This window comes from Paenarthrobacter histidinolovorans (genome assembly GCF_014647595.1).
Classification (GTDB): domain Bacteria; phylum Actinomycetota; class Actinomycetes; order Actinomycetales; family Micrococcaceae; genus Arthrobacter; species Arthrobacter histidinolovorans.
This window is the reverse complement of the sequence record NZ_BMPM01000010.1, coordinates 130,998-151,265: the sequence shown is the minus strand read 5'-3', so window position 1 is coordinate 151,265 and position 20,268 is coordinate 130,998. Positions and strand designations below refer to the sequence as shown.

General features: G+C 63.7%; 28 protein-coding genes. 13 read left to right on the top strand and 15 right to left on the bottom strand.

The window, feature by feature from the left end; genetic code table 11:
* Window positions 1–15 precede the first annotated feature (15 nt).
* Window positions 16–1,428: an MFS transporter gene (locus IEY62_RS19520; protein WP_189021008.1), complete on the top strand. Its 1,413-nt coding sequence runs from the start codon at window positions 16–18 to the stop codon at window positions 1,426–1,428.
* 7 nt (window positions 1,429–1,435) lie between these two features.
* On the opposite strand, the gene IEY62_RS19515 is transcribed toward IEY62_RS19520, so the two are convergent.
* From IEY62_RS19515 to IEY62_RS19475, 9 genes are all read right to left on the bottom strand, one after another.
* Entirely contained in the window at window positions 1,436–1,765 is a 330-nt protein-coding gene (locus IEY62_RS19515; protein WP_189021006.1) for a hypothetical protein, read from the bottom strand.
* Complete coding sequence (locus IEY62_RS19510) at window positions 1,762–2,367, bottom strand: Asp23/Gls24 family envelope stress response protein (protein ID WP_189021004.1); 606 nt, start codon at window positions 2,365–2,367, stop codon at window positions 1,762–1,764. Before IEY62_RS19510 ends, IEY62_RS19515 begins: the two co-directional genes overlap by 4 nt.
* Window positions 2,364–2,960, bottom strand: a complete 597-nt coding sequence (locus tag IEY62_RS19505; RefSeq protein ID WP_189021002.1) for an RNA polymerase sigma factor — start codon at window positions 2,958–2,960, stop codon at window positions 2,364–2,366. Before IEY62_RS19505 ends, IEY62_RS19510 begins: the two co-directional genes overlap by 4 nt.
* A gap of 93 nt (window positions 2,961–3,053) precedes the next feature.
* Complete coding sequence (locus IEY62_RS19500) at window positions 3,054–3,284, bottom strand: CsbD family protein (RefSeq protein ID WP_189021000.1); 231 nt, start codon at window positions 3,282–3,284, stop codon at window positions 3,054–3,056.
* Between the two features lie 75 nt (window positions 3,285–3,359).
* Window positions 3,360–3,965 (bottom strand): hypothetical protein, encoded by a 606-nt coding sequence (locus IEY62_RS19495; protein ID WP_189020998.1) that lies wholly within the window; start codon window positions 3,963–3,965, stop codon window positions 3,360–3,362.
* Complete coding sequence (locus tag IEY62_RS19490; RefSeq protein ID WP_189020996.1) at window positions 3,962–4,543, bottom strand: DUF6286 domain-containing protein; 582 nt, start codon at window positions 4,541–4,543, stop codon at window positions 3,962–3,964. Before IEY62_RS19490 ends, IEY62_RS19495 begins: the two co-directional genes overlap by 4 nt.
* A complete protein-coding gene (locus IEY62_RS19485) occupies window positions 4,540–4,932 on the bottom strand; it encodes a hypothetical protein (RefSeq protein ID WP_189020994.1) in 393 nt (130 codons plus the stop codon). Before IEY62_RS19485 ends, IEY62_RS19490 begins: the two co-directional genes overlap by 4 nt.
* Entirely contained in the window at window positions 4,929–5,120 is a 192-nt protein-coding gene (locus IEY62_RS19480; protein ID WP_018779796.1) for a DUF2273 domain-containing protein, read from the bottom strand. Before IEY62_RS19480 ends, IEY62_RS19485 begins: the two co-directional genes overlap by 4 nt.
* Complete coding sequence (locus IEY62_RS19475; RefSeq protein ID WP_189020991.1) at window positions 5,117–5,605, bottom strand: Asp23/Gls24 family envelope stress response protein; 489 nt, start codon at window positions 5,603–5,605, stop codon at window positions 5,117–5,119. Before IEY62_RS19475 ends, IEY62_RS19480 begins: the two co-directional genes overlap by 4 nt.
* A 190-nt stretch (window positions 5,606–5,795) precedes the next feature.
* Here IEY62_RS19475 and IEY62_RS19470 point away from each other — a divergent pair, with 190 nt between their 5' ends.
* From IEY62_RS19470 to IEY62_RS19460, 3 genes are all read left to right on the top strand, one after another.
* Window positions 5,796–6,092 carry a hypothetical protein gene (locus tag IEY62_RS19470; RefSeq protein ID WP_189020989.1) on the top strand — a complete coding sequence of 99 codons (297 nt, stop codon included), beginning with the start codon at window positions 5,796–5,798 and terminating at the stop codon, window positions 6,090–6,092.
* Window positions 6,093–6,192: 100 nt separating this feature from the next.
* On the top strand, window positions 6,193–6,396 hold the full coding sequence (locus tag IEY62_RS19465) for a hypothetical protein (RefSeq protein WP_229785464.1): 204 nt from the start codon (window positions 6,193–6,195) through the stop codon (window positions 6,394–6,396).
* Between the two features lie 130 nt (window positions 6,397–6,526).
* Window positions 6,527–7,327: a DUF1206 domain-containing protein gene (locus IEY62_RS19460; protein WP_189020985.1), complete on the top strand. Its 801-nt coding sequence runs from the start codon at window positions 6,527–6,529 to the stop codon at window positions 7,325–7,327.
* Between the two features lie 43 nt (window positions 7,328–7,370).
* Here IEY62_RS19460 and IEY62_RS19455 read toward each other — a convergent pair whose 3' ends face one another.
* From IEY62_RS19455 to IEY62_RS19445, 3 genes are all read right to left on the bottom strand, one after another.
* Window positions 7,371–8,246, bottom strand: coding sequence for an AraC family transcriptional regulator (locus IEY62_RS19455; protein WP_189020982.1), 876 nt, complete (start codon window positions 8,244–8,246; stop codon window positions 7,371–7,373).
* Window positions 8,247–8,411: 165 nt separating this feature from the next.
* Window positions 8,412–8,669 carry a hypothetical protein gene (locus IEY62_RS19450; protein ID WP_189020980.1) on the bottom strand — a complete coding sequence of 86 codons (258 nt, stop codon included), beginning with the start codon at window positions 8,667–8,669 and terminating at the stop codon, window positions 8,412–8,414.
* Entirely contained in the window at window positions 8,662–8,931 is a 270-nt protein-coding gene (locus tag IEY62_RS19445; RefSeq protein WP_189020978.1) for a GlsB/YeaQ/YmgE family stress response membrane protein, read from the bottom strand. Before IEY62_RS19445 ends, IEY62_RS19450 begins: the two co-directional genes overlap by 8 nt.
* Before the next feature lie 609 nt (window positions 8,932–9,540).
* Here IEY62_RS19445 and IEY62_RS19440 point away from each other — a divergent pair.
* Window positions 9,541–9,993, top strand: coding sequence for a hypothetical protein (locus IEY62_RS19440; RefSeq protein WP_189020976.1), 453 nt, complete (start codon window positions 9,541–9,543; stop codon window positions 9,991–9,993).
* Window positions 9,994–10,006: 13 nt separating this feature from the next.
* Here IEY62_RS19440 and IEY62_RS19435 read toward each other — a convergent pair whose 3' ends face one another.
* Complete coding sequence (locus IEY62_RS19435; protein WP_189020973.1) at window positions 10,007–10,711, bottom strand: alpha/beta fold hydrolase; 705 nt, start codon at window positions 10,709–10,711, stop codon at window positions 10,007–10,009.
* A gap of 158 nt (window positions 10,712–10,869) precedes the next feature.
* Between IEY62_RS19435 and IEY62_RS19430 the strand changes: the two genes are divergently transcribed.
* The 7 genes from IEY62_RS19430 to IEY62_RS19400 all read left to right on the top strand — a co-directional run bounded on the left by IEY62_RS19430 (window position 10,870) and on the right by IEY62_RS19400 (window position 17,859).
* Entirely contained in the window at window positions 10,870–12,384 is a 1,515-nt protein-coding gene (locus IEY62_RS19430) for a fumarylacetoacetate hydrolase family protein (RefSeq protein ID WP_189020971.1), read from the top strand.
* Window positions 12,377–13,057, top strand: a complete 681-nt coding sequence (locus IEY62_RS19425; protein ID WP_189020969.1) for a GntR family transcriptional regulator — start codon at window positions 12,377–12,379, stop codon at window positions 13,055–13,057. Before IEY62_RS19430 ends, IEY62_RS19425 begins: the two co-directional genes overlap by 8 nt.
* 85 nt (window positions 13,058–13,142) lie before the next feature.
* Window positions 13,143–14,654, top strand: a complete 1,512-nt coding sequence (gene hpaE / locus IEY62_RS19420; RefSeq protein WP_189020968.1) for a 5-carboxymethyl-2-hydroxymuconate semialdehyde dehydrogenase — start codon at window positions 13,143–13,145, stop codon at window positions 14,652–14,654.
* A gap of 30 nt (window positions 14,655–14,684) precedes the next feature.
* Entirely contained in the window at window positions 14,685–15,782 is a 1,098-nt protein-coding gene (gene hpaD, locus IEY62_RS19415) for a 3,4-dihydroxyphenylacetate 2,3-dioxygenase (RefSeq protein WP_014923129.1), read from the top strand.
* A 4-nt stretch (window positions 15,783–15,786) separates the two neighbouring features.
* Window positions 15,787–16,572, top strand: a complete 786-nt coding sequence (hpaH, locus tag IEY62_RS19410; protein WP_189020966.1) for a 2-oxo-hept-4-ene-1,7-dioate hydratase — start codon at window positions 15,787–15,789, stop codon at window positions 16,570–16,572.
* A complete protein-coding gene (locus tag IEY62_RS19405) occupies window positions 16,557–17,360 on the top strand; it encodes an aldolase/citrate lyase family protein (protein ID WP_189020964.1) in 804 nt (267 codons plus the stop codon). Before hpaH ends, IEY62_RS19405 begins: the two co-directional genes overlap by 16 nt.
* A 52-nt stretch (window positions 17,361–17,412) precedes the next feature.
* Window positions 17,413–17,859, top strand: coding sequence for a hypothetical protein (locus IEY62_RS19400; protein ID WP_189020962.1), 447 nt, complete (start codon window positions 17,413–17,415; stop codon window positions 17,857–17,859).
* Window positions 17,860–17,861: 2 nt separating this feature from the next.
* Here the strand turns inward: IEY62_RS19400 and IEY62_RS19395 are convergent, their stop codons facing one another.
* On the bottom strand, window positions 17,862–18,218 hold the full coding sequence (locus IEY62_RS19395) for a nuclear transport factor 2 family protein (RefSeq protein WP_189020960.1): 357 nt from the start codon (window positions 18,216–18,218) through the stop codon (window positions 17,862–17,864).
* Between the two features lie 31 nt (window positions 18,219–18,249).
* The gene (locus tag IEY62_RS19390; protein ID WP_229785463.1) at window positions 18,250–18,804 is read right to left on the bottom strand and encodes a hypothetical protein; all 555 of its coding nucleotides are present in this window, start codon (window positions 18,802–18,804) and stop codon (window positions 18,250–18,252) included.
* Window positions 18,805–19,056: 252 nt separating this feature from the next.
* On the opposite strand from IEY62_RS19390, the gene IEY62_RS19385 reads away from it, so the two are divergent.
* On the top strand, window positions 19,057–20,265 hold the full coding sequence (locus IEY62_RS19385) for an aspartate transaminase (protein WP_189020958.1): 1,209 nt from the start codon (window positions 19,057–19,059) through the stop codon (window positions 20,263–20,265).
* The last annotated feature ends 3 nt before the right edge of the window (window positions 20,266–20,268 follow it).

The following is a 20,268-nucleotide window of genomic DNA, read 5'->3' as shown; positions in this document are numbered from 1 at the left end:
GGTTTACTGGGACGCATGACCGAGCAGGAACCGGCCACCGCCGGGTCTACTGGCAATGTCAATCCTTCCGAACGCACGCCCGCGGAAAGAACCCGGACCTTCACCGGGATCCTGGTCAATACCGCCATGGCCAACATCACCACCAGCTATCTGTGGTTCGCCCTGACGTTCTGGGTGTACCTGGAGACCCGCAATGTGATCGCCACCGGCGTGATCGGCGGCGCGTACATGCTCCTCATCGCACTGTCCAGCATCAGCTTCGGCACCTTCGTGGACCGCTACCGCAAACTCGCCGTGATGCGCTTCGCCGCCGGCTTCACGCTGGTGATGTTCGTGCTCTCCGGTGTGATGTTCCTGCTGACGCCGGAGCAGGCGCTGTTGGATCTGTCCCAACCCTGGTTTTGGATCTTCACCCTGATCATCCTGGTCGGCGCGGTGGTGGAGAACATGCGCAACATAGCCCTGTCCACCACGGTCACCATCCTGATCGAACCGGACAAGCGGGCCAACGCCAACGGGCTCGTGGGCATGGTCCAGGGACTGATGTTCATCGTCACCTCGGTCCTTTCCGGATTGTCGGTGGGGCTGCTGGGAATGGGCTGGACCGTGGTGGTGGCGTTGGTGCTCACAGCACTGGCATTCGCGCACCTGCTGACCCTGCGCCTCCCCGAGGAAGTGCGGGCGGCAACCTCCGATGCCCAGGGCGGGTTCGATCTCCGGGGCTCCTGGGCAGCTGTCATGGCGATCTCCGGGTTGTTCGCCCTGATCATCTTCTCTACGTTCAACAACTTCATCGGCGGGGTCTACATGGCTTTGATGGACCCCTATGGCCTGGAGATGTTCCCCGTGGAAATCTGGGGCACCGTGTTCGCGGTGGGTGCCACGGGGTTCATCCTGGGTGGTGCGTTGATAGGGAAGTTCGGCCTGGGCTCCAACCCCTTGCGGACCCTCCTCATTGCCGTGGCGGTGATGGGCGTCGTCGGCGCCGTCTTCACTGTCCGGGAGTGGGCCTGGCTCTATATTGCCGGTATTTGGCTGTACATGGCTTTGGTCCCCGTGGTGGAAGCAGCCGAACAGACGGTCATCCAGAAGGTGGTGCCCCTGCCCCGGCAAGGCAGGGTGTTTGGCTTCGCCATGGCCTTCGAGTCCGCTGCTGCCCCCATCACTGCGTTCCTTATTGCTCCGATTGCCCAGTTCTGGATAATCCCCTACGCCCGTTCCGCCGAAGGCGCAGCGCAACTGCAACCATTGCTGGGGGAAGGTACTTCCCGGGGTATTGCGCTGGTGTTCCTGGTGGCCGGTTTGATCATGATCGCTGTTGCCCTGCTTGCCTTCCTCACCCCGGTCTACCGCCGGGTCACCGCTTCCTACGCGCAGGCAGCCGAAGCAGAACGGAGCGAGAACGCGGACAGTCCAAGCTCCCGTTGAGGCGCGGTCAGGCTTCTATTTTGGCCACCAAAACCTCGACGACGGCGGGCACGTTTCCCAGGTGCCTGCGGATCGCCGCGGCTGCTTCCCGCGCCACCTTCGGGGCGGGCAGGGGACTTCCGACGCCGATCCGGGCCTTGATGGCCAGCGTTCCGTCCTGCTCGGTCAGGCTTATCAACGGCAGCTGCTCTCCGGTGACCGCCGCCACCGCTGCCCCGGCAACCGACTGCCACAACGGCTGGGCGGGGTAAACCGCGGAGACTCCTTCCACGGCCTGGACGACGCCAAGCAGTTCGTCGGCCAAGGTGGCGGACTTGGCTTCCACGTGCTCCGTCATGGCTGGTCCTCCGTGTTCGGGGTCATGGCCGGCGCTGGAAGCTCCAGCACATCGGTGACAGTGATGTTGATGGCTTGGATGTCCAGTTCAGTCTGGACCTGCAGCATCTTCGCAAGTTCGTTGCGCAGTGCAGCCGCGCGCTCTTCCATGGCGTGTCCGTAGACCACCGCGATTTCCACATCAACGGTGATGCCGGCTCCCGGCTCGGTGATGTCGCCGAGTAATCTGCACTTACCCGCAGCCGTTCCCGGGAAGGAATCGGCCACGGAACGAATCAGGGCCGACACCGAGCCCTCCGTCTCCCAAAGAGTGTCCTGGGGGTCCTCTGCACGGAGCGGGATGCTCCGTCCCGGCCGCAGCTCCAGGCGCAGGTTGTCCAGGATGGTCTGCATCCAGTCGTCACCGCCCGAGCCTGCTTCGGCTACGTCCGCCGTCAGCAATTCATTTCCGAGTTCCGAGAGCCGGCGCAGGGAGGCCAGTCCGGCCTGGCACTCGGGGCAGGAGTCCAAGTGCGCCGGATCGGCGATCTCTCCCGTGTCCAAATAGGCACTCAGTTCCGCGAGACTGTGTCCGCATTCCAAGGCATCGCCGGGGGTTTTCATCGCCACTCCTCCATTGTGCGTGCAAGGGCAATCCGTGCCCGGGCCAGACGGCCGCGGACACTGGCAGGGCTGATATTCAAGGTCAGCGCAATCTCCTCATAGCTCAGGTCGTTGAATTCCTTGAGTACCCAACAGCGCCGCTGCTCCTCGGGAAGCAGGGTGAGCGCCGACTTCAACGCGTCCACCCGGGAAGCATTGACGGCTGTGCTTTCCGGATCCTGTGTCCGTTGGCCGGACGGGGCATCGACGTGGTTTTCGAGATCGTCCAGGGCCAGGTGGTTGCGCCGTTTGCGCAGGTGGTCGATGCTGCGTGTGCCCACAATGCGGAGCAACCAGCTTTTCACTGCCGCGGGATCGCGGAGTTGGTCCAGCTGCTTCCACGCCTGCATCAGGCTTTCCTGGACGACGTCGTCCGCGTCAGCCAAGGTGCCCGTGAGTCGTCGTGCGGTGGCCCGCATCAGCGGACCATGGCGCCGGGCGAGCGCTTCGAATGCGGCAGTATCACCATCTGCTGCCCTGCCTGCCAGCAACGCGTCCGGCACGAGGTCCAGCGGTTGCTGCGCGGTGGGCGAAACCGCAGGTGAACCAGTCACGTTTCTGCCTTTCCAGGGGTGTGAGTCCGGCACTTGATCCTCGAAGGGACAGGGACGGTCCCGCCATGCGGCCGAACCGTCCCTGCTCCCGTCCTACTTTTCGGTGAAGCCTTCCTTGAGCTTCCGGGCAGCGTCTTTGATGTTCCCGGTGATGTCGGCCGCAGCGTCCTTGACCTTCTCGCCGGCCTGCTGGAGCTTGGCCTGGGCTTGTTCGTGCTGGCCTTCCCGCTCCAGGGAGGAATCGCCGGTGAGTTTTCCGGCGCCCTCTTTGGCTGCGCCAAGGTGCTCGGTGGCGGCATTGTTGATCTTGTCGTTGATTCCCATCGTGTTCCCTTTTCTTTGAGGTGCGCGGCTCTGAGTGCCGTGCAGTTGTGGACGTGAAGTACTTTGGGCTGACCGTCAGCGGGCACGCCGCGCTGCGGACACCTGTGTCCGGGTGCCGCTGGTGATTCGCACCAGGACGGGCACCGGATGTCCCAGCCAGGCATCAATTTCCTGGAGCAGTTGTTCCACCGTGTTGCTGATTTCCCTGGGGGACGCGCCTTTGCGGGCTTCCAAACGGAGCCGCAGGGCCGTTCCGCGCCGTGATTCCCACGCGGAGACGGACGTGGCCAGGACGTCAGGGTGTCCGTTGAGGGCTTCCTTGACGGCGGCGGAAACCAGCCCGGCATCCACCACAGTCCGGCCTGCGCTGCCTTCTGAGCGTTCGGCCAGGCGGGGTGTCTTTCCGCCACCCTGGGACGCCAGCCAGACTGCGCCCAGCACCGCGCCCACCAGCAGCACGGCAATTCCCAACACCAGCCACCAGCTTCGAACAGGATCCGGCAACGGGGCGGTGCCCGCCAGGTTGCGCACGTGCTCCCGGGCAGAGGAAAGCGTTGTTTCCCAGAACCCTGCGGCCCCGGGAAGGGTGCCGGCCGCGATGAGTGCGGCGCCGGCGCCCAGCAGGAGGACCCCCAGGATGGCGAGCAGGAGCCGGTTGAGTGCCCGGTTCGTGTTTCTCATTGCCCTACCGCTCCTTCGTTCAGAATCTGGACAGTGGACCTGACGGGGCGCTCCAGCGCGTAGGCGGCCAGTTCGCCGTCGACCGCTGCCTGGATGTCTTCCACCACCAGCGGTTCGCCCGACGTCGGACGCACTTGGACGCGTACGGAGCGTCCGCCGACGGTGGTGGTCACCTGTCCAGGGGCCAGCCCTGCGGCCCGTCGCGCCGTCCTGGATACTGCCGCCGCGATAACCTCGTGGTCCACCACGACGGCGGCGCGTTCGCTTCCGAGGGCGCGGCGTTGCCTGCGTCCAGTGCCCAAGGCCAGTCCGAGAAGCACCAGGGCCAGGATTCCCAGCCCTGCCCCGGCCGCCACCATGCCTGCCTGCGTGGTGTTGACCGGAAGCCCGATCAGCCACTCGAGCAGCTGGGCCGGGCTGGCCAGCAGGGGCTGGTCCTTAAGCAACCACAGCACAGCTTCCAGTGTCAGCCACAGGAAGACGGCTATCAGGAGGGAGGCGGTCACGATCGACGGGATTGCCCTTGAGGAGTGTGTTTCGCGTCTGGTCAGTCGTCGGCTTGCAGCGTCCTTGCTCATTCCACTCTCCTTTCCTTGGGCTGTTCGGCCTTCCCGCCGGTGAGGCGGATGTCTACCCGTCCTATTTCCAAACCAGTGATGCCGGTGCCCCGCGCCACGATCTCGTCCCGGGCGGTTTGGGCTTGTTCGAAAACACTGCCCGCCCCAACGCTGCCGGCACTGTTTCGTGGCTTCAGGAGCTGGGGGAGGGCCAGCTTGACGGATACGCTGACACCGAGCTTCCCGGCGTCGTCGTCCAGCTTGGCTGACACGTTGCCCATGGCCACGCTGAATGCGTTGGCGGTGACCGATTCCACGGTCTTGCGGATGGCGGTGTGGGTGAGGCGGGTATGTCCCGCGCGGTCCGTGGTGTCCGTGCCGGGCCCAGGACTGGCAGCTGCCCGGCTCATGAGGAGGAGCGCTTGCCCCGCAGGGCATCAAGCACCCCGCGAAGGTCAAGCTTTCCCTCGGCGGAACGGCCCAACACCGCCCCGACCCCCATGAACAGTGCTGTCAGCAGCAAGCCCCAGAATCCGAAGGCCAGGCCTGCCAGGGCAAGCACTGCTCCTATGGCCAGGCCGGCGATGGTGGGACTCATGCGACCCTCGGCTCACGCTCGGCGTCGTCAGCGTCTGCGTCCTCGGACGGAACGTGGATGTCGGTGATGGTGACGTTGACCTCGGTCACTTCCATGCCCACCAGGTCCTCGATCGCGGTGTAGACGGCATTGCGTGCGTTGTCGGCTACTTCCTGGAGCGGGTGGGGGTATTCAACAACCAGCGTCACGTCGACGGCCACCTGGGTTTGGCCTACTTCCACGTTGACGCCCTGGGTGAGGTCCTTCTGGCCGACCTTCTCCCGCAGGTTGCCGATGGCGCGGGCTGCGCCGCCGCCCAAGGCGTGCACGCCGGGGATTTCCTGGATGGCGATGCCGGCGATTTTGGCCACTACGCCGTCTGCAACGGTAGTTGCGCCGCGGCCGTCCTTGCCCTTGTCCCTGTCGGTAGCATCCGCGATCAGTCCAGTGGTGTTCTTGGTGTTCTTGGCCGGTACGTCAGCGGGGGTGTGCGTTTGGATCGTCATGGCGATGGCTCCTTGTCCGTTGGCTGCGGCGCTTCTTGTGCGCCGTCATGAATAAGACGTGCTGGCCGGGGAATTCCTCACGCTCGAATCTATGTGATGTGAGTCACTGCATATCCCGAACACTGGCGCATTTAGTTAGTTTGCCATATAACTAGTTTATCGAGACACATCTTCGGGCGAGGGGTATCAAATGACTGCAGTGGTTATAACCGGGACGAAGGATGCGACTATCCCTGAGGCCTTGAAGGAAACCCCTGATTCCACACCGTCGAAGAGAACCGGGCTTCTGGATCTGGTGTGGACAGCGGCCGCCCGGGTGGAGGGTCTCCAATGGGAAATGGATGAGGCCGAGGAATCCTTGGCCCAGGCCATGCGAAGCGCAGTGGCCGCAGGTGCGGGCCTGCCGGACTTGGCGATCGCCTCCGGAATGAGCTTCGCGGACATCGAGCAGTTGCTGGCACAACAGCTGAACGGTCTCAAACCTTGAGCAAATCTTGAGATGACCCGGCGTCGTTCTTGAGGACACTGCCCGAAGGTTGAACCATCAGCCATTCGAGCTGATGGGAACTTTCAGGAAGGCGACCGAAATGACTGCTCAAATCACCGCCCCGTCCAACGCGGCCGGCGAGGCCAATGCCGGCAAAGGCGTACGTCCCCTTGCTGCGGAGGTCGTTCACCAATCGGCGGATGCCCCGGTCCAAGGCCGTGCAGTCGTGACAGTTCGCGAGCAGTTCAACCCTCTTGGTGCCGGCCTGCGCAGTATCTGGCCCCAGTCGGTGGTCGGGTTCTAGGATCTTTTTGGTTTTTCTTCGGGCAGGCACCCAGGTGCCTGCCCGTCGTCGTTAATGCCGTGGCAATCACGGGACGCGGGTGGGACGATGGTGTCCACCGGAACTAAGGAGGCTTGTCATCAAAGAGGAGATGAGGAAGGCCGCCGATGCGGCCGAAGAGGCCTCAAACTCGCGGACCTTCGAGATCGTTGCGCGTGCTGGGTACGCCGTCAGCGGGCTGTTGCACGTGCTCATCGGAGTCATCGCCCTCCAGTTGGCATTCGGCCGAAGTGGCGAAGCGGATGTCTCAGGGGCGGTGGCCTCGCTGGCCAGCCAACCCGTGGGGCCGTTGCTTCTGTGGGCCTGCTTTGGCGCCTGCGCGGCGCTTGCGCTGTGGCAACTGGGTAACGCCATCCTCGGGGAACGGACCTCCAGCAAGAAGCTCACCAAAAGACTCTCCGCCGCCGGCCAGGCGATCGTGTTCGCCGGTTTGGCAGCCACAATCGTCTCGTTCGTCATGGGCCAGGGCAAAAACAGCCGCGAGTCCAGCAGCGATTTCACCCTCACTCTCATGAGCGCTCCCTTTGGTGTGTTCCTGCTGGTCGCCATAGGTGCGGGCATCGCCATCACGGGCATCGTGTTTGCCGTCCGCGGCTTCCGGCAGACGTTCAAGCGGGACATTTCCCTGTCCTCGGAGCAGTCTGTCCGCAAATTCCAGGTGGGCGTGGGCGTTGTGGGTTACATAGCGAAAGGCATTGCCCTGTTCCTGGTCGGCCTGCTGGTGGTCATCGCCGCCATGCGCGCCCAGCCGGAGCAGTCAACCGGCCTGGACGGAAGTCTGAAAGCGCTGCGGGAACAGCCGTATGGGCCATATCTGCTGGCCGCCGTCGCGGTAGGGCTGATTGCCTACGGACTGTTCCTGATGGTCAAGGCCAAGTCGCTCCGGACCTAGGACTTTCCGGTGGAGTGCTGCCCGTGGCGGGAGGCAAGGGGCCCTAAGCTCCAGCAGAACCTGGGGCAGCCCTTTCCACGGGGATCCATAGTTGGCCACGGCCGTGCGTGCCGCCCGGCTCCACCTGGACACTGAGCAATTCCGGTCCCGGCGCCCATCGGTAGGGGTTGGCCGGGAACCATTCCGTGGCGGCGTCCGCCCACATGTTCTGCAGAACCTCGGGGAACTTTCCTTCGGCGTCGAAGACCACCCATTGTCCGGCGGGAATCTCCACGGAATCGAAGCCTTCGGGAGCGGCTTTGGTGGAGGCCACGGCGTGCCAGTAGTCCAGTTCGCTTCCTTCGGTGCGCTGCTCATTGATGTTGTCGGTGACAGACAGCGGACCCGGGGGTTCCGTGTCCGCCAGCTCAAGCAGCCTGGCCGTCACTGCGGGGTCCAGGCTTCGCTGGAAGTCGATGATGGCCTGGTTGGGCCCCGAGTGGACCAGCGGTACGCGGGTCTTCAGGCCAATCAAGTGGAAAGCTCCCTTATCCACTATGCGGTGTTTCATGTCGGTATTCCCTTCAACGCGGAGATGGAACCTCAGCTGAGGTTGGGAATGGAGTACTGCTCCGGGACGCCGTGCCTCTGACGGGGTGAGGCCGTGCATTGCTTTGAAGGCGCGGGTGAACGCCTCGGCAGATCCGTATCCATAGCGGACGGCAACGTCCAGCACGGTCGCGCCCTCAAGGATTTCCGCCGTCGCTGCGGTGAGGCGTCGTCGTCGTATGTACTCGGAGACGGGTATCCCGGCGAGTGAGGAGAACATTCTCCTGAAGTGGTATTCGGACGTCAGTGCGGCTTTGGCCAGCACGCTGACCTCCGCGGTGGCGGCCAGATCCTGCTCGATGATGGCCATGGCCCGGTTCCACTCCTGCACAGTTGCCTCCATTCCCTGAGAACGACGCTACGCGGACCTGTCCGTCAATGCCCCGACAATCCATGCCCGAAAATATCAAGTTCCTTTGACAACGCAGGAACCCGGAGGCTGCAAGCAGTCCTCCGGGTTCTTGCGGTGATTCAGTTATTCACGAGGCGGGAGCCACTACGGCCGGCCTGAGCCTGCTTCTTCATCCGGTTCGGACGAGAAGGGCCGATCCGCCGGGGTGTCTTCCGTGTTCTTGGCGTCGAGTTCGGCGTCTGCTGAAGGCACGGTCGATTCGGCGTAGTCACCCTCGGTGTAATCGCCGCCGGCATCTTCCTTCAGGGTTTCCGGCGACGCTCCTGCGTCTCCGTAATCCCCCTCGGTGTACTGGCCGTCGAGTTCTTCACCGTTGGCATCATGGTTTTGGTTATTAGCCATGGGTGGTCCTGCGGTTGGTGACCAGGCCGTAGATCAGCAGCACGATGATTGAGCCGCCGATGGCCAGGAGCCAGGTTGTCAGGGAGAAGAATTCCTGCAGACCCGTGTTGAAGATCAGGCCGCCGATCCAACCACCCAGGAGTGCGCCGACGACGCCCAGAATGAGGGTGATGAACCAGCCACCGCCCTGGCGGCCGGGGAGGATAAGTTTAGCGATAGCGCCGGCCAAAAGGCCGAGCAGAAGAAAACCAAAGAAACCCATTTTTGTTCCTACTTTCATGTCGATGGAAATTCCACGGACGCGATTAAGCGAGTAAGTTCACCGGGGGCCGATGCTGCGGTGCGGGCATCGCAATGGGGCCCCGGAGGCCCTATGGAATGTGCGGAGAGGAATAGTTCATTCAACTCCGGCGTATTTGTTATATCCAGCCAATAAAGCACTCCTGCCAATGGGTCGGACTTGGTACTGCATCTGCAACGCTAGCCGCTTATGGCAGAAGTAGCAAGTAACCTGACTATCTACTTGCCTTGGTTCGGAGGGCGAAAGTGCTGAGCATGGCCGTCCCCAGTCGCTGCGGACCGTCCTCGGCCGGGTTCCCGCAGCGCTTGCCTCCTCCAGCTTCGACAAGAGCGCGAGGTTGCTCTTTGCCGCCCGGCAGGTTCTGCTTCCCAGGTGCGGCGTGGTGATGTCCTCGGACCATTGATAATTGGCGTTGAACCCACCCGGGTCCTTTTATTTCAACAAATGACATTTGACCTTGGGGCGGTTTCCGATTTTCACCCGGGCCTTGAAAGTGAAGTATTGGCAGGTGACAGGGTGCGTGGAGCGGGGCTAGGGTCGAATAAGAACACCTCTGAAGGAGTGAGTGCCGTGAAAGGTAAAGCATTGTTCGCCGTCGGCGTGGCTGTTGGCTACGTGTGGGGGTCAAAGTCCTGGCCGGAGGTGTACCGGCGCATCCGCGGAGGCACCGAAAAAGTCCTGAAGAACCCTGAGGTCCAGGACAACGTCCATCAGGCTGCGGAGACGGTCCAGGAGACCGTTCCAGACATTCTGGAAAATCTGTATGAAGCCGGCAAAAAGCTAATGGAGAAGGCGGAAACCATGTTCCCAGGCCACAACACATCCTCGTCAGGTGAGCGGGCGGGCTCCACCGACGGTGGGAAGTCCAAGACCACCACTGTTCCCGCGGCCACTCCTGCTCCCGCCGTAGCCGCGGACGTCGTGTCCGATCCTGCGCTCGACGACACCACCGGTACGGACTGGACCGATGAGGGTGGCGCGGCGCCGGAAGGCCCGGCTACCAATACGCCGCCCCGCCACTAGCTGATGTGGGCCGCTAACCGCTGTGGTTGACGGCCGACAGGATGGCCTGGCCCAGTTCGCCCGGTTTGGTGAACTGGGGCCAGTGGCCCGTGGGTAGATCCACGTAGTCGACGTCCTGGATCCGGGCGAGTTCGGCAGTGAACGGATGTCCGGCGTCCATCCATTCTTTGAGCAGTGACGATGGAAACTGGCACGCAATGATCGTTGCGGGGACGTGGTACCGGGCAATGTTCGTCAGGTGTTGCTGGTCGAAAGCGACACCCTTGGGTTCAGGGATCGCCCGCGCCCGGAAGGCCTCTTTCAGCTCGTCGGTGAGATCGATGAGATCCTCATCTTCGAACGCCTCCCACGGCGGCAGCGGAATCTCATCGCCGTCGTCCGGAAGTTCATCGTTGATGACCCCACCCGAACCGAGCGGCCCGCTGTCCACATAGATGGCCCGGGCAACGCGGTCCGGGCGCGCGTCAACCACGCCGTGAATAATGGCGCCCCCGCCGGAGTGGCCCACCAGGACGACCTTTCCGTCCATTGAGTCCACCTTCTCCACCACGGCATCGATGTGTGTTCGAAGACCGATCCCCGAGCGGGCTGAATCCACCGACTCCAACCCTGGCAGTGTGAGCGGATGAACCCTGTGCCCTGCTGCCACCAGGGGTGGGGTTACCTCCTCCCACGACGACGCGTCCAACCAGAAACCGGGTACAAGGATGATGTCCATGCGGGTACCCTACGGGAGCCCACTGACAAGATGTAAGGGGCTGCTAGTCGGCCGCCAGGCCGTGCACGGCTTTGGAAAGGGTTGACGTGGATCACTTTCCCGGGTCATAGTTATCGTATACGATTTCGTACCTGATTCAGCTCGAGGAAGAAGGCGCCGTGACACTGGAGTTCCGAACCCAGGAAGTCAGCCAGGACATGCTGGCCCGGACGCGCAAAGTCATTGCCGTCCACATCAACTACCCCAGCCGTGCTGCCCAGCGCGGGCGTACACCCGAGCAGCCGTCGTACTTCCTGAAGCCTTCTTCCTCACTGGCCCTTGGCTCCACCGAGGCACCCGGAACGGTTGAACGCCCGGCCGGTTGCGAACTGCTCGGTTATGAAGGCGAGATCGCCCTGGTGATCGGCAAGTCAGCACGCCGGGTCGGCCTTGGGGACGCCTGGAGCCACGTCGAGTGGGTTACCGCGTCCAACGATCTCGGCGTCTACGACCTCCGTTACGCGGACAAGGGCTCCAACGTCCGGTCCAAGGGCGGTGACGGCTTCACCCCCGTTGGGCCGGCACTGATCCCGGCTGACGCCGTCGATCCCGCGGCCCTGCGGATCCGCACCTGGCACAACGGTGAAGTGGTCCAGGACGACACCACCGAGGACCTGCTCTTCCCGTTCGCACAGCTCGTCGCCGACCTTTCCCAGCTGCTCACGCTCGAAGAAGGCGACATCATCCTCACCGGCACCCCGGCCGGCGCCTCCGTTGCCAAGCCCGGTGACGTCGTCGAAATTGAGGTCACCGCCGGCGGCTTCAGCAGCGGCCGTTTGGCGACCAAAGTTACGGAAGGTACGACGCCGTTCGCGGACTTTGGTGCCCGGCCCAAGACAGATGACACCCAGCGGGAGGAAGCGTACGGTTCGCGGGAAGCCGCCGGACTGAAGGCTGCCGAAAATGCTTCGGTACTGACTCCGGATCTCAAGAAGAAGCTGGAGTCCGTCGCCACGGCCACGCTGTCCTCCCAGCTGCGCAAGCGCGGGCTGAACAACGTGAGTATCGACGGCCTGCAGGCCACCAGACCGGACCGCAAGGTGGTAGGCCTGGCCCGTACCCTTCGCTATGTGCCCAACCGCGAGGACCTTTTCAAGACCCACGGCGGTGGGTTCAACGCCCAGAAGCGCGCGATCGATTCCGTGAATGAAGGCGAAATCCTGGTGATGGAAGCCCGCGGCGAGAAGGGCACCGGCACAGTGGGGGACATCCTCGCGCTCCGCGCCCAGGTACGTGGGGCTGCGGCCATCATCACCGACGGCGGCGTCCGCGACTACTCGGCAGTGGCTGATCTGGAGATGCCTACCTACTTCGCGAATCCGCACCCGGCCGTGCTCGGCCGTAGGCACATTCCGTGGGACACGGACATCACCATCGCCTGCGGTGGAGCCACCGTCCAGCCCGGCGACATCATCGTTGCCGACTCCGATGGCATCCTGGTGATCCCGCCGGCCATAGCCGGGGAACTGGTGGATGACTGCATCGCCCAGGAGAAGGAAGAGACGTTCATTTTCCAGATGGTCCAGGAAGGCAACAGCGTTGATGGGCTCTATCCCATGAACAAGGAATGGCAGGCGCGGTACGCGGAGTGGTCCGCCCGCCGGCAAGCCGCGGAAGGAACCCACAGTGACTGAAACCGCCGTCGGAAGTGCCGGCGTCGAAAGCGCCGCCCAAAGCAAGTCCCAGCAGGCGTATGCCGCGGTGAAAGCGCGGATCATCGAGGGGACCTACACGCCGGGGTACCGGCTGGTGCTGGCGAAGATTGCCGAGGACCTGGGCTTCAGTGTGGTCCCGGTCCGGGAAGCGATCCGTCGCCTCGAAGCCGAAGGTCTGGTGAAGTTTGAACGGAATGTGGGAGCCACGGTCTCCGGAATCGACCCCACCGAGTACCTCTATACGATGCAGACCCTGAGCATCGTGGAGGGTGCTGCCACGGCGTTGTCCGCTCCGCTGATCGATTCGGTCGCGATTGCCCGGGCCCGGGCTGTGAACGCGGAGATGCGTGAGTGCCTTGAGCACTTCGACCCCGTCCGCTTCACGGCACTGAACCAGGACTTCCACAGTGTTCTGTTTGAACACTGCCCCAATCCGCACATCCTGGACCTGGTCCACCGCGGCTGGAACCGGCTGGCCTCGCTCCGCTCGTCGACGTTCCGGTTCGTGCCCGGCCGCGCCCAGGAATCGGTGCGCGAACACGAGGCACTGCTGCAGCTCATCGAGAACGCCGCAGACGCCGACACGATTGAAAAAGCAGCCCGCCAGCACCGCGCCGCCACCCTCGACGCATACCTCTCCACCACCACTTAAAAGCAACGCGGGGTCACTTATGGCCCATAAAACCCCCTCGAATGGGCCATAAGTGACCCCGCGTTGGAAGAAAAGGAAGACAACGATGACGACCTCGGTAGAAACCAACAAGCACTACATTCCCGAAAACCTGCCCACCCACATCCAGCACTTCATCAACGGCGAGTTCGTTGACTCCGTGTCCGGCAAGACCTTCGACGTGCTGGACCCTGTCTCCAACGGCAATTACGCCACTGCGGCTGCAGGCCAGAAGGAAGACATCGACCTCGCCGTGGCCGCCGCCCGCGAAGCATTCAAGAACGGCCCGTGGCCGAAGATGAAGCCGCGCGAACGTGCCCGGGTGCTCAACAAGATCGCCGACGCCGTTGAAGCGCAGGAAGCCCGGCTCGCCGAACTCGAAACCTTCGATACCGGCCTGCCGATCACCCAGGCCAAGGGCCAGGCGCTCCGCGCGGCGGAGAACTTCCGCTTCTTCGCGGACCTGATCGTGGCCCAGTTCGACGACGCCATGAAGGTCCCGGGCTCGCAGATCAACTACGTGAACCGCAAGCCGATCGGCGTCGCTGGCCTGATCACCCCCTGGAACACCCCGTTCATGCTGGAGTCCTGGAAGCTCGCTCCGGCGTTGGCCACCGGCAACACCGTGGTCCTCAAGCCCGCCGAGTTCACCCCGCTCTCCGCGTCGCTCTGGGCACAGATCTTCAAGGACGCAGGCCTGCCCGACGGCGTGTTCAACCTGGTCAACGGCCTGGGTGAAGAAGCCGGCGACGCACTGGTGAAGCACCCCGACGTGCCGCTGATCTCCTTCACCGGCGAGACCACCACGGGCCAGACCATCTTCCGCAACGCCGCCGCCAACCTCAAGGGCCTGTCCATGGAACTCGGCGGCAAGTCACCGTGCGTGGTGTTTGCCGATGCTGACCTGGATGCCGCGATCGATTCGGCCCTCTTCGGGGTGTTCTCCCTCAACGGTGAACGCTGCACCGCCGGCTCCCGCATCCTCGTTGAGCGGGCCATCTACGACGAATTCTGCGAAAAGTACGCCGCCCGGGCCAAGAACATCGTGGTGGGCGATCCCCACGATCCCAAGACCCAGGTAGGCGCCCTCGTCCACCCGGAGCATTACGAAAAGGTGGCTTCTTACGTGGAGATCGGCAAGTCCGAGGGCAGGCTCCTGGCCGGCGGCGGCAGGCCCGACCACCTGCCCGAAGGTAACTACATCGCACCCACGGTGTTTGCCGACGTCGCGCCTGACGCGCGGATCTTCCAGGAGGAAATCTTCGGTCCCGTCGTGGCCATCACGCCCTTCGAGAACGACGACGAAGCCCTCGCCTTGGCGAACAACACCAAGTACGGCCTGGCGGCCTACATCTGGACCCAAAACCTGACCCGGGCCCACAACTTCTCCCAGAACGTCGAAGCCGGCATGGTGTGGCTCAACAGCCACAACGTCCGCGACCTCCGCACCCCGTTCGGTGGCGTCAAGGCATCCGGGCTGGGCCATGAGGGCGGCTACCGCTCGATCGACTTCTACACCGACCAGCAGGCCGTGCACATCACCCTCGGCCCTGTTCATACTCCTAAATTCGGCGCCTAGTCCACACCCTTTCAACGAAGAGAGACCATCATGAGCAACCCTTTCACCGGCCCCATCCCCACGCCCACGGTCCCGGCGCCGGACATCGTCCGCTGCGCGTACCTGGAACTCGTAGTCACGGATCTGGAGAAGTCCCGCGCGTTCTACGTGGACCTCCTGGGCCTGCACGTCACCGAAGAGGACGAGAACACCATCTACCTGCGCTCCTTCGAGGAGTTCATCCACCACAACCTGGTCCTTCGCAAGGGACCCGTTGCCGCAGCCGCTGCCTTCGCCTACCGCGTGAAGTCCCCGGCCGAGGTCGATGCCGCCGAGGCGTACTACCGCGAGCTGGGCTGCCGTGTTGAGCGCCGCAAGGAAGGCTTCACCAAGGGTGTGGGCGACTCCGTCCGCGTGGAGGACCCGCTGGGCTTCCCCTACGAATTCTTCTACGACGTTGAGCACGTCGAACGACTCACCCAGCGCTACGACCTCTACTCCGCCGGTGAGCTGGTCCGCCTGGACCACTTCAACCAGGTCACCCCGGACGTCCCCCGCGGCCGCAAGTACCTCGAAGACCTCGGCTTCCGCGTCTCCGAAGACATCAAGGACTCCGACGGCGTCACGTACGCCGCGTGGATGCACCGCAAGCAGACCGTGCACGACACCGCCCTGACCGGCGGCAACGGCCCCCGCCTGCACCACATCGCCTTCTCCACCCACGAGAAGCACAACATCATCCAGATCTGCGACAAGATGGGCGCCCTGCGCATCTCCGACCGCATCGAACGCGGGCCCGGCCGCCACGGTGTGTCCAACGCTTTCTACCTCTACATCCTGGACCCGGACGGCCACCGCGTGGAGATCTACACCCAGGACTACTACACCGGCGATCCCGACAACCCCACCGTCACCTGGGACGTCCACGACAACCAGCGCCGCGACTGGTGGGGCAACCCCGTAGTCCCGTCCTGGTACACCGAGGCTTCCCTGGTCCTGGACCTGGACGGCAACCCGCAGCCCATCATCGAACGCGAAGACAAGTCCGAAATGGCTGTCACCGTTGGTGCCGACGGATTCTCCTACACCCGCCCCGAAGGTGCATCCGGCGAGGCTGCCGAGGGCTTCAAACTGGGAGCGCAGGTCTAAAACCATGCTGGACGCGAAGACGATCGAAGCCATTGCCGACGAACTCCTCGAAGCCGGCCGGAACCGCAAGCCGGTGCCGCGCCTCACCGCCCGCTACCCCGACATGACGGTGGAGGATTCCTACGCCGTGCAGCAGCTCTGGATGCGGCGGAACGAGGAAGCCGGACGCACGTTGGTGGGGCGGAAGATCGGCCTCACGTCCAAAGCCATGCAAGCAGCCACGGGTATCACCGAGCCCGACTACGGCGCCATTTTCGATGACATGGTCCTCGAAACCGGGTGCTCCGTGGAATGGGACAAGTACACCCACCCGCGGGTCGAGGTGGAGTTGGCGTTCGTGCTCAAGTCCGCCCTGAAGGGCCCGGGCTGCACCATTTTCGACGTCCTCAACGCCACTGATTACGTGGTTCCGGCCCTCGAAATCCTGGACTCCAGGATTGAGATGGAGGGCCGGACCATCGTGGACACCATCTCGGACAACGCCGCGATGGGCGCCATGGTGGTGGGTGGCCGCCCGGTGCGGCCGGACGCCGTCGACCTCCGCTGGGTGTCCGCCATCCTGTACAAAAACCAGACGGTCGAGGAGACCGGAGTGGCAGCCGGAGTCCTCGACCACCCGGCCAACGGCGTGCACTGGCTGGCCAACAAAATCGCTGCCCACGGAGATTCGATGAAGGCCGGAGATATCATCCTGGCAGGCTCGTTTACCCGGCCCCTCTGGGTGTACAAAGGTGATACCGTGCACGCGGACTACGGACCGTTGGGAGTTGTGACATGTCTCTTCAGCTGAGCCCTACCTTCTATTCGGCCCTCACGGACGCCGGCCGGCCGCTGGCAGGGATGTGGGTGTGTTCCGGCAGCCCGCTGGTGGCGGAAATCTGCGCGGGGTCCGGGTTGGACTGGGTGTTGATTGACGCCGAACACAGCCCCAACGGCCTGGAATCCATCCTCGGGCAGCTCCACGCTGTCAGCGGCTATCCCGTGCAGGCCATGGTCCGGCCGCCCGTCAACGACACCGTCATCATCAAGCAGTACCTGGACCTGGGCGTGCAGAACCTGATGGTCCCCATGGTGAACTCGGCGTTCGAAGCAGCCTCTGCGGTTGCGGCCGTTCGCTACCCGCCGCATGGTGTTCGAGGCGTCGGATCCGCCCTGGCCCGGTCCTCACGATGGAACCGCGTCCCGGACTATCTCGGGTCCGCATCAGAGTCCATCAGCCTCACGGTCCAGATCGAATCCGAGGCCGCGGCGTCGGCTGTGGAGGAGATCCTGGCCGTCGACGGCGTGGACGGCATCTTCCTCGGACCCTCGGACCTGGCCGCGTCCATGGGCCTGCTGGGCCAGCAGGAGAATCCCTTGGTGCGGGCCGTCGTCGAGCACTGCCTCGAGGCCGCGAAGGCGGCCGGGAAACCGGCCGGGGTGAACGCCTTCAACCCGGACACCGCCCGTGCATATCTCGACGCCGGTGCCTCCTTTGTGCTGGTCGGCGCCGACGTGGCCGTGCTGGCCCGCGCCTCGGAGGGATTCGCCAAGACGTTCATCCCCGTGCCTGAAGTGGCGGAGCGTGACAGCTACTGACCCTTGCCATGGGCTAGGCTCGATGCAATCGAAGCCTGAGGGGGCAGAGCTGATGAAGTGTCGTGTAGTAGTTTCTTTGGTTTTCGTTGCCGTGCTGGGGCTTGCCGGTTGTTCCGTCCCGGCCGGGCCGAAAGCCCTGGAGCGGGAGGCGACGGCGGAGGACACTTTGCCGGAGCCGGTGAGCCTGTCCGGCGTGGATCTTGACGTAGAGCCCGGCTCGGCGCGTTTGTTGGCTACTCATGAAGACGTGAAGTACTACGGTGCCAAAAGCAAGACAGGCGGGTCTGCTTGCCTGTATGCGGTACCGGTTGGACTGCCGGAGCGGTGGAGGGCGGGCTGCGCGGCGGTCGCCACAGGTGAGGAGATCCTCACCCTTACTGTGTTTGACGGTTCAGAGGCGAAGCTCCTCAATGACGGCGTCGACGCCAGCCAGCAGAGATACCAGGGGTGGACCCGGATCCACGACAACGTGCTGGTGACTCCCGCCAAGCCCCGGTAGGGCTATTTCCGCGCCATGTACCACTCGGTGAATTCACGGGCGCGGCCGTCCTCGGCGAAACGGATGACCCAGAGGTTGTCGTACGTCGGCTGACCATTCAGGTACGTGGTCACGCCTTGGACGAAAGCCACGTCCCCGTCCTGGCCCAAGAGCGTCCACTCGAAGGTCCAGTCCTCCGGCTTGTCACCAGCTTCGGACCACGCTTTGACGATCTCTTCGTGGCCATTCCATGGTTTAGCCGTATTGGGTTTGTCGTAGTAGGCGGCGTCCTCGGTGAAGAGAGCCCGGATGTCGTCGGGCTCGTTCGAGGTCCAGGCGCGTTCGTAGCGGTCCATCCATGAGTTCACGTCATTGGTCATCTCTTCGTTCTACCCTGCACGGCTGCGGGGTTCAACGGTGGGCTTGGGGCGGGCGCGGAATTCCCCGGGTTGACCGGCGGATGTGGTCTGGGGTGAGACCGGTCAGGGAGGCGAGTTCGAGGTCGTCGCAGACGTGGTTTTGCAAGGCCATCGCGATCAGGGCTTCGCGACGTTCCGTTACCCGGTCGCGATGCCTCCCGGCCTCCCTCAACTCCTCGCTTTTCTGTTTCAAGGCAGCCACCTGGGCACTGCGGGGGAGGCCGCTCGGGTGGAGGTCGTCATAAGCCAAGCCGATGGTCCGGACGGCGCGAAGGTTCTCTCCGGTGAGGGCCGAAACTGTGGTCAAGGTCAGCCCGTCTTCAAGGGCCTGGGCGATCAGTTCGTTTCTGGCGGCAGTGAGTGACCGGATGGCGCTGGCAGCATGGGACAGGACTTGGCGGTGCACTCCCAGTGCATGCGCGAGCTTGGCGTGTTCCGCGTGATTCGGGGCCTGCGAACGTGGTGCCTTGGCCCGGTAAGTGTACCGTCCGCTGGAGGTACGTCCTTGGGGAGAAACGGTGGGGGCTGAGCCGGGTGGGGTTGGCATGTAGCTCCCTTTCGGTTTCGGAACTGGCGCTGCTGACCCCTCGAATCTAGGCAGTGTTCATCCGACCGTGGAAATACCAATACCGCGTGAACCCATAAGCAAAATGCATGGATGTGGGGTTGGACCCTGGCCATAAGGGTCCCTTATGGATCCACGCACATTAGGTCTTATCCAGAGCACCCTTGCTGTCCCTAGTCTCGAAAAAGGGATTCGCGAATCCGCGCGTCCCGGTTCCATATTCCTGGAGGAGACATGTCCGAGTTCCTGCCGGCGTCGAGGGTCAGCCGCATCAAGGCCTCAGCCAGCGTCGCCGCGGCCGCCCGCGTCCGCGAACTGAAAGCCGAAGGCGTCCAAATCATCGACCTCACCGTCGGCGAGCCGGACTTCGACACCCCTGAGCACATTAAGGCCGCCGCGATTGAGGCAATCAAGGACGGCCAGACAAAGTACACCTCAGTGACCGGCACGCCGCAGCTGCAGGCCGCCATCCTGGACAAGATCGAGCGGGACGCCGGTCATCGCTATGGGAGCGGGCAGCTCACCATCGGCGGGGGCGCCAAGCAGGTCCTGTACGTGGCGCTGATGGCCTCGCTCAACCAGGGCGACGAAGTGATCGTCCCGGCCCCGTACTGGGTGTCCTATCCGGACATGGTTCTCGCCAACGACGGCACCCCGGTGACCGTCCCGTGCGGTGAAGATAAGGGCTTCAAGCTCACACCCGCCGCGCTGGAAGAGGCCATCACCCCCAAAACCAAGTGGCTCATCCTCAACGCCCCGTCCAACCCGACCGGCGCCGTCTACACCCGCGAGGAACTCCAAGCGCTCGCCGCGGTGCTGGAAGAGCACCCGCACGTTTTCATCCTCACCGACGAGATCTACGATGAAGTCCACTTCGGTGATGGCCGCGTGACCAGCCTGGTCACCGCAGCACCGGCGCTCAAGGACCGCATCCTGCTGGTTAACGGCGTCTCCAAGGCCTACGCCATGACCGGTTGGCGGCTCGGCTACGGGGTGGGACCCGCGCCCCTGATTGCCGCCATGAACAAGCTGCAGTCGCAGACGTCGTCGTGCCCATCGTCAATCAGCCAAGCCGCCGCAGTGGCGGCGCTGAACGGTGACCAGTCCTTCGTCCGCGACTCGGTGGAGGTCTACCGCAAACGCCGGGACGCCGCCGTCGAGGGCCTGAACGGCATCAACGGCCTGTCCGTGGCGCCCGCGGAGGGTGCGTTCTACGCCTACGTCAACTGCTCGGGCGTGATCGGCAAGACCTCGCCCGACGGAACGGTCATCGAGAACGACCAGGACTTCACGCTCTACCTGTTGGACGCTGCCCGCGTGGCCGTCATCCAGGGCTCGGCCTACGGCTTGGGCCCCTACTTCCGGATCTCCTTTGCTACCTCGCTGGAGACCATCAACGCCGGCGTGGACGCGATCCGCGATGCCGTCAACGCCCTCAACTAAAGG

Coding starts and splice junctions, on each gene's coding strand:
- IEY62_RS19520 (WP_189021008.1), top strand. CDS start 16: ATGACCGAGCAGGAACCGGCCACCGCCGGGTCTACTGGCAATGTCAAT.
- IEY62_RS19515 (WP_189021006.1), bottom strand. CDS start 1,765: ATGACGGAGCACGTGGAAGCCAAGTCCGCCACCTTGGCCGACGAACTG.
- IEY62_RS19510 (WP_189021004.1), bottom strand. CDS start 2,367: ATGAAAACCCCCGGCGATGCCTTGGAATGCGGACACAGTCTCGCGGAA.
- IEY62_RS19500 (WP_189021000.1), bottom strand. CDS start 3,284: ATGGGAATCAACGACAAGATCAACAATGCCGCCACCGAGCACCTTGGC.
- IEY62_RS19495 (WP_189020998.1), bottom strand. CDS start 3,965: ATGAGAAACACGAACCGGGCACTCAACCGGCTCCTGCTCGCCATCCTG.
- IEY62_RS19490 (WP_189020996.1), bottom strand. CDS start 4,543: ATGAGCAAGGACGCTGCAAGCCGACGACTGACCAGACGCGAAACACAC.
- IEY62_RS19485 (WP_189020994.1), bottom strand. CDS start 4,932: ATGAGCCGGGCAGCTGCCAGTCCTGGGCCCGGCACGGACACCACGGAC.
- IEY62_RS19480 (WP_018779796.1), bottom strand. CDS start 5,120: ATGAGTCCCACCATCGCCGGCCTGGCCATAGGAGCAGTGCTTGCCCTG.
- IEY62_RS19475 (WP_189020991.1), bottom strand. CDS start 5,605: ATGACGATCCAAACGCACACCCCCGCTGACGTACCGGCCAAGAACACC.
- IEY62_RS19470 (WP_189020989.1), top strand. CDS start 5,796: ATGACTGCAGTGGTTATAACCGGGACGAAGGATGCGACTATCCCTGAG.
- IEY62_RS19465 (WP_229785464.1), top strand. CDS start 6,193: ATGACTGCTCAAATCACCGCCCCGTCCAACGCGGCCGGCGAGGCCAAT.
- IEY62_RS19460 (WP_189020985.1), top strand. CDS start 6,527: ATGAGGAAGGCCGCCGATGCGGCCGAAGAGGCCTCAAACTCGCGGACC.
- IEY62_RS19450 (WP_189020980.1), bottom strand. CDS start 8,669: ATGGCTAATAACCAAAACCATGATGCCAACGGTGAAGAACTCGACGGC.
- IEY62_RS19445 (WP_189020978.1), bottom strand. CDS start 8,931: ATGGGTTTCTTTGGTTTTCTTCTGCTCGGCCTTTTGGCCGGCGCTATC.
- IEY62_RS19435 (WP_189020973.1), bottom strand. CDS start 10,711: ATGGACATCATCCTTGTACCCGGTTTCTGGTTGGACGCGTCGTCGTGG.
- hpaE (WP_189020968.1), top strand. CDS start 13,143: ATGACGACCTCGGTAGAAACCAACAAGCACTACATTCCCGAAAACCTG.
- hpaD (WP_014923129.1), top strand. CDS start 14,685: ATGAGCAACCCTTTCACCGGCCCCATCCCCACGCCCACGGTCCCGGCG.
- hpaH (WP_189020966.1), top strand. CDS start 15,787: ATGCTGGACGCGAAGACGATCGAAGCCATTGCCGACGAACTCCTCGAA.
- IEY62_RS19405 (WP_189020964.1), top strand. CDS start 16,557: ATGTCTCTTCAGCTGAGCCCTACCTTCTATTCGGCCCTCACGGACGCC.
- IEY62_RS19400 (WP_189020962.1), top strand. CDS start 17,413: ATGAAGTGTCGTGTAGTAGTTTCTTTGGTTTTCGTTGCCGTGCTGGGG.
- IEY62_RS19395 (WP_189020960.1), bottom strand. CDS start 18,218: ATGACCAATGACGTGAACTCATGGATGGACCGCTACGAACGCGCCTGG.
- IEY62_RS19390 (WP_229785463.1), bottom strand. CDS start 18,804: ATGCCAACCCCACCCGGCTCAGCCCCCACCGTTTCTCCCCAAGGACGT.
- IEY62_RS19385 (WP_189020958.1), top strand. CDS start 19,057: ATGTCCGAGTTCCTGCCGGCGTCGAGGGTCAGCCGCATCAAGGCCTCA.